This is a genomic window from Streptomyces capoamus (assembly GCF_014654935.1).
GTDB lineage: Bacteria > Actinomycetota > Actinomycetes > Streptomycetales > Streptomycetaceae > Streptomyces > Streptomyces capoamus.
Genome location: NZ_BNBF01000028.1, coordinates 68,374 through 73,286, shown reverse-complemented (window position 1 = coordinate 73,286; position 4,913 = coordinate 68,374). Strand labels below are relative to the sequence as shown.

Sequence of the window (4,913 nt, the reverse complement as noted above, 5' to 3'; positions counted from 1 at the left end):
TCGCCGTCGGGCACCGCGACACCAGGACCGGACCGGCCGTGTTCGCCGGGCTCGCCCAGGTCCGGCCCGGCCGGCCCATCGAGGTGGGGCGGGCGGACGGCCGTACCGCCGTCTACTCCGTGGACCGGGTGCAGGTCTACGACAAGGCCGGCTTTCCCGACAAGGAGGTCTACGGACCGACCGGCCGCCCGGAACTGCGGGTGATCACCTGCGGCGGCCTGTTCAGCCGGCGGACCGGCTACACCAGCAACGTGGTGGTCTTCGCCCATCTGACCGCGACCAGGTGACCGGCGGACCGGCCGGCACGGACTCCCCGTCCGCGCCGGCCGGTCCGTCCGCGATGATGTCCCCCGACGCCCGCGCCAGGAACCTCTGGCGCCGGAAAACTATCATCGCTAGTTTGTTGCCGGACGACGCGGACCCGCCGGGAGGACACAGCATGAAGGCACAGGACGGCCTGTACATCGACGGCGCCTGGCGCCCCGCCGAGAGCGAGGACGTGATCGACGTCGTCAACCCCGCCGACGAGCAGGTCATCGGCCGGGTCCCGGCGGGCGGCGCGCTGGACGTCGACACCGCCGTACGGGCCGCGCGCGCCGCGCTGCCCGCCTGGGCCGCCACGCCGCCGGCCGAGCGCGCCGCCCGGCTGACCGCCCTCCGGGACGCCCTCGCGGGCCGCAGGGACGAGATCGCCGGGACGGTCACCGCGGAACTGGGCTCACCCCTCGCGTTCTCCCGGAGCGTGCACGCCGCCGTGCCGATCGCCGTCGTGGGCTCCTACGCCGAACTGGCCGCGACCCACGCCTTCGAGGAGAAGGTCGGCAACTCCACGGTCCTGCACGAGCCCATCGGCGTGGTCGGCGCGATCACCCCCTGGAACTACCCCCTGCACCAGATCGTCGCCAAGGTCGCCCCGGCCCTCGCCGCCGGCTGCACGATCGTCCTCAAGCCCGCCGAGGACACCCCGCTCACCGCCCGGCTCTTCGCCGGGGCGGTACACGAGGCGGGGCTGCCGGCGGGCGTGTTCAACCTGGTCACCGGCCTCGGCCCGGTCGCCGGACAGGCCCTCGCCGAGCACCCCGGCGTCGACCTGGTCTCCTTCACGGGGTCCACGGCGGTCGGCCGGCAGATCGGCGCGGTGGCCGGCGCGGCCGTGAAGAAGGTCGCCCTGGAACTCGGCGGCAAGTCGGCCAACGTCATCCTGCCGGACGCCGACCTCGCCAGGGCCGTCCACGTCGGCGTCGCCAACGTGATGTCCAACTCCGGCCAGACGTGCAGCGCCTGGACCCGGATGCTGGTCCACCGCGAACGGTACGCCGAGGCCGTCGAACTCGCCGCCACCGCCGCCGCCAAGTACGGCGACCGCATCGGCCCGGTGGTCAGCGCCAAGCAGCAGGCCAGGGTGCGCGGCTACATCGAGAAGGGCATCGCCGAGGGCGCCCGGCTCGTCGCGGGCGGCCCCGAAGCCCCGCGCGAGAAGGGGTACTTCGTCAGTCCCACGGTCTTCGCGGACGTGACACCCGAGATGACCATCGCCCAGGAGGAGATCTTCGGCCCGGTCCTGTCCATCCTGCGGTACGACGACGAGGAGGACGCCCTGCGCATCGCCAACGGCACGGTGTACGGCCTCGCCGGCGCCGTCTGGGCCGCCGACGAGGCACGGGCGGTCGCCTTCGCCCGCCGCATGGACACCGGCCAGGTCGACATCAACGGCGGCCGGTTCAACCCCCTCGCGCCCTTCGGCGGTTACAAGCAGTCCGGCGTCGGCCGGGAACTCGGCGCGCACGGACTCGCCGAGTACCTGCAGACCAAGTCCCTCCAGTTCTAAGGAAGTCCGACTGCCATGGCCGTACGAGCCGCCGTCCTGCCCGCCATCGGCGCCCCGCTGGAGATCACCGGCATCGAGCTGCCCGACCCGGGCCCCGGACAGGTCCGGGTCCGCCTCGCCGCCGCCGGTGTCTGCCACTCCGACCTGTCGCTGTCCAACGGCACCATGCGGGTGCCGGTCCCGGCCGTCCTCGGCCACGAGGGCGCCGGCACGGTCGTCGCCGTCGGCGAGGGCGTCACCCACGTCTCGCCCGGCACCCAGGTGGTCCTCAACTGGGCGCCCTCCTGCGGAAGCTGCCACGCCTGCACGCTGGGCGAGGTCTGGCTGTGCGCCAACGCGCTGGGCGGCGCCGCGGACGTCTACGCCCGCACCACCGACGGCACCGCACTGCACCCCGGGCTGAACGTGGCCGCGTTCGCCGAGGAGACCGTGGTCGCCGCGGCCTGCGTGCTGCCGCTGCCCGAGGGGGTGCCGCTGGCGGACGCCGCCCTGCTGGGCTGCGCCGTCCTCACCGGCTACGGCGCCGTCCACCACGCCGCGCGGGTCCGCGAGGGCGAGACGGTCGCCGTGTTCGGCGTCGGCGGAGTCGGCCTGGCCACCCTCCAGTCGGCTCGCATCGCCGGCGCGTCCCGCGTCATCGCGGTCGACGTCTCCCCGGGCAAGGAGGAACTGGCCCGCGCGGCCGGCGCCACGGACTACGTCCTCGCCTCCGACACCACCGCCCGCGAGATCCGCGCCCTCACCGGCAAGCAGGGCGTCGACGTCTCCGTGGAGTGCGCGGGCCGCGCGGTCAGCATCCGCGCCGCCTGGGACGCAACCCGCCGGGGCGGCCGTACCACGGTCGTCGGCATCGGCGGCAAGGAGGAGCAGGTCACCTTCAACGCCCTGGAGATCTTCCACTGGGGCCGCACCCTGTCCGGCTGCGTCTACGGCAACACCGACCCGGCCCGCGACCTGCCCGTCCTCGCCGCACACGTACGCGAGGGCCGGCTCGACCTGTCGGCCCTGGTCACCGAGCGGATCGGGCTGGAGGGCATTCCGGCGGCCTTCGAGAACATGCTCGCGGGAAGGGGCGGCCGGGCCCTGGTCCTCTTCTGACCCGCTCGACGGCGGGCGGGCGGGGGCTCCCGCGCGCCGGGCGGGCGGCGGTGCGGCTCCGGTGCCGGCAGGGTGTGGTCACCCGCCCTGCCGCAGCTGCTCGTACTGCTGTGCCAGCCCGTCGAGCAGCGCGCCCAGACCCGTCTCGAAGGCCCGCTCGTCGATCTTCTCCTGCTGCTCGGCGAGCAAGTGGGCCTGGCCGAGGTGGGGATAGTCGGCGGGGTCGTACGCGCTCGCGTCGTCCACGAAACCGCCGGCGAAGGAACCGAGCGCCGAACCCATGATGAAGTACCGCATCAGCGCGCCGATGGAGGTCGCCTGGGCCGGCGGCCAGCCCGCGTCGACCATCGCGCCGTAGACCGCGTCGGCCAGCCGCAGCGCCGCGGGACGGCGGCCGGGGCCGCGGGCGAGGACCGGGACGATGTTCGGGTGGTCGCGCAGGGCGGCCCGGTAGGAGACGGCCCAGTCGTGCAGCGCGGTCCGCCAGTTGCGGCCGTCCTCGAACATCGACAGGTCGACCAGCGCGCTCACCGAGTCCGCGACCGCCTCCAGGATCTCGTCCTTGGTGCCGAAGTGGTTGTAGAGCGAGGGCCCGCTCACCCCCAGTTCCGCGGCGAGCCGGCGGGTGGAGACCGCCGTCAGCCCCTCCCGGTCCACGAGGTCCCGGGCCGTCTCGACGATCCGGTCGGTGCTGAGCAGGGGCTTGCGCGGTCGGGCCATGGCGCACATAGTAGGGCTGCGGTCAGAAACTAGCACTGCTAATTTAAATGTACGGATTTCAAGGTGGGGTGATCTCGTGGTGAACCTGGGGCTCAGCGAGGAGCAGACGGCCGTACGGCAGCTCGCCCGGGACTTCGTGGAGCGCGAGATCGCCCCGCACACCGTCGCCTGGGACCGCGCCGAGGAGGTCGACCGGGGCATCGTGAAGAAGCTCGGCGAGGTCGGCTTCCTCGGCCTGACCGTCGCCGAGGAGTACGGCGGCTCCGGCGGCGATCACCTCTCCTACTGCCTGGTCACCGAGGAACTGGGCCGCGGGGACTCCTCGGTGCGCGGCATCGTCTCCGTCTCCCTGGGGCTCGTCGCCAAGACGATCGCCGCCTGGGGGAGCGAGGAGCACAAGCGGCGCTGGCTGCCGGGGCTCACCGCGGGCGAGTACGTCGGCTGCTTCGGCCTCACCGAGCCCGGCACCGGCTCCGACGCCGGCAGCCTCACCACCCGCGCGGTGCGCGACGGCGACCACTACGTGGTGAACGGCACCAAGATGTTCATCACCAACGGCACCTGGGCCGACGTCGTCCTGCTCTTCGCCCGCTCCACCGACGCCCCCGGCCACAAGGGCGTCTCCGCCTTCCTGGTCCCCGCCGACACCCCCGGACTGACCCGCCGCACCATCCACGGCAAGCTCGGCCTGCGCGGCCAGGCCACCGCCGAACTCGTCCTGGAGGACGTGCGCGTACCCGCCTCCGCACTGCTCGGCGAGGAGGGCAAGGGCTTCTCCGTCGCGATGTCCGCGCTGGCCAAGGGCCGGATGTCGGTGGCCGCCGGCTGTGTCGGCATAGCCCAGGCCGCACTCGACGCGGCCGTCCGCTACGCCGGCGAGCGGGAGCAGTTCGGGGGCCCCATCGCCCGCCACCAGCTGGTGCAGGAACTGCTCAGCGACATCGCCGTCGACGTGGACGCGGCACGGCTGCTGACCTGGCGGGTCGCCGACCTGATCGACCGCGGCGAGCCGTTCGCCGTCGAGTCCTCCAAGGCCAAGCTGTTCGCCTCCGAGGCCGCCGTCCGCGCCGCCAACAACGCCCTCCAGGTCTTCGGCGGCTACGGCTACATCGACGAGTACCCCGTCGGCAAACTCCTGCGCGACGCCCGCGTGATGACCCTCTACGAGGGCACGAGCCAGATCCAGAAGCTGCTCATCGGGCGGTCGCTGACGGGTGTCGCGGCCTTCTGAGTACCTTCCTGAGTATCCCGGCGGATGCGACGGGGA

Annotated in this window: 5 protein-coding genes; 4 read left to right on the top strand and 1 reads right to left on the bottom strand. The window is 73.2% G+C overall.

Features of this window, described 5'->3' with window-relative positions; all coding sequences use genetic code 11:
- The 3 genes from IE312_RS42845 to IE312_RS32505 form a co-directional block, all read left to right on the top strand.
- The coding region (locus IE312_RS42845; RefSeq protein ID WP_229900702.1) for a sortase domain-containing protein at positions 1–287 on the top strand (287 nt) is incomplete at its 5' end.
- 152 nt (positions 288–439) lie between these two features.
- Positions 440–1,828 (top strand): aldehyde dehydrogenase family protein, encoded by a 1,389-nt coding sequence (locus IE312_RS32510; protein WP_189985839.1) that lies wholly within the window; start codon positions 440–442, stop codon positions 1,826–1,828.
- 15 nt (positions 1,829–1,843) lie between these two features.
- Positions 1,844–2,926: a Zn-dependent alcohol dehydrogenase gene (locus IE312_RS32505; protein WP_189985838.1), complete on the top strand. Its 1,083-nt coding sequence runs from the start codon at positions 1,844–1,846 to the stop codon at positions 2,924–2,926.
- A 78-nt stretch (positions 2,927–3,004) separates the two neighbouring features.
- On the opposite strand, the gene IE312_RS32500 is transcribed toward IE312_RS32505, so the two are convergent.
- Positions 3,005–3,646, bottom strand: a complete 642-nt coding sequence (locus IE312_RS32500; protein ID WP_189985837.1) for a TetR/AcrR family transcriptional regulator — start codon at positions 3,644–3,646, stop codon at positions 3,005–3,007.
- 79 nt (positions 3,647–3,725) lie between these two features.
- Here IE312_RS32500 and IE312_RS32495 point away from each other — a divergent pair, with 79 nt between their 5' ends.
- Positions 3,726–4,877 (top strand): acyl-CoA dehydrogenase family protein, encoded by a 1,152-nt coding sequence (locus tag IE312_RS32495; protein ID WP_189985850.1) that lies wholly within the window; start codon positions 3,726–3,728, stop codon positions 4,875–4,877.
- The last annotated feature ends 36 nt before the right edge of the window (positions 4,878–4,913 follow it).

Coding starts and splice junctions, on each gene's coding strand:
- IE312_RS32510 (WP_189985839.1), top strand. CDS start 440: ATGAAGGCACAGGACGGCCTGTACATCGACGGCGCCTGGCGCCCCGCC.
- IE312_RS32505 (WP_189985838.1), top strand. CDS start 1,844: ATGGCCGTACGAGCCGCCGTCCTGCCCGCCATCGGCGCCCCGCTGGAG.
- IE312_RS32500 (WP_189985837.1), bottom strand. CDS start 3,646: ATGGCCCGACCGCGCAAGCCCCTGCTCAGCACCGACCGGATCGTCGAG.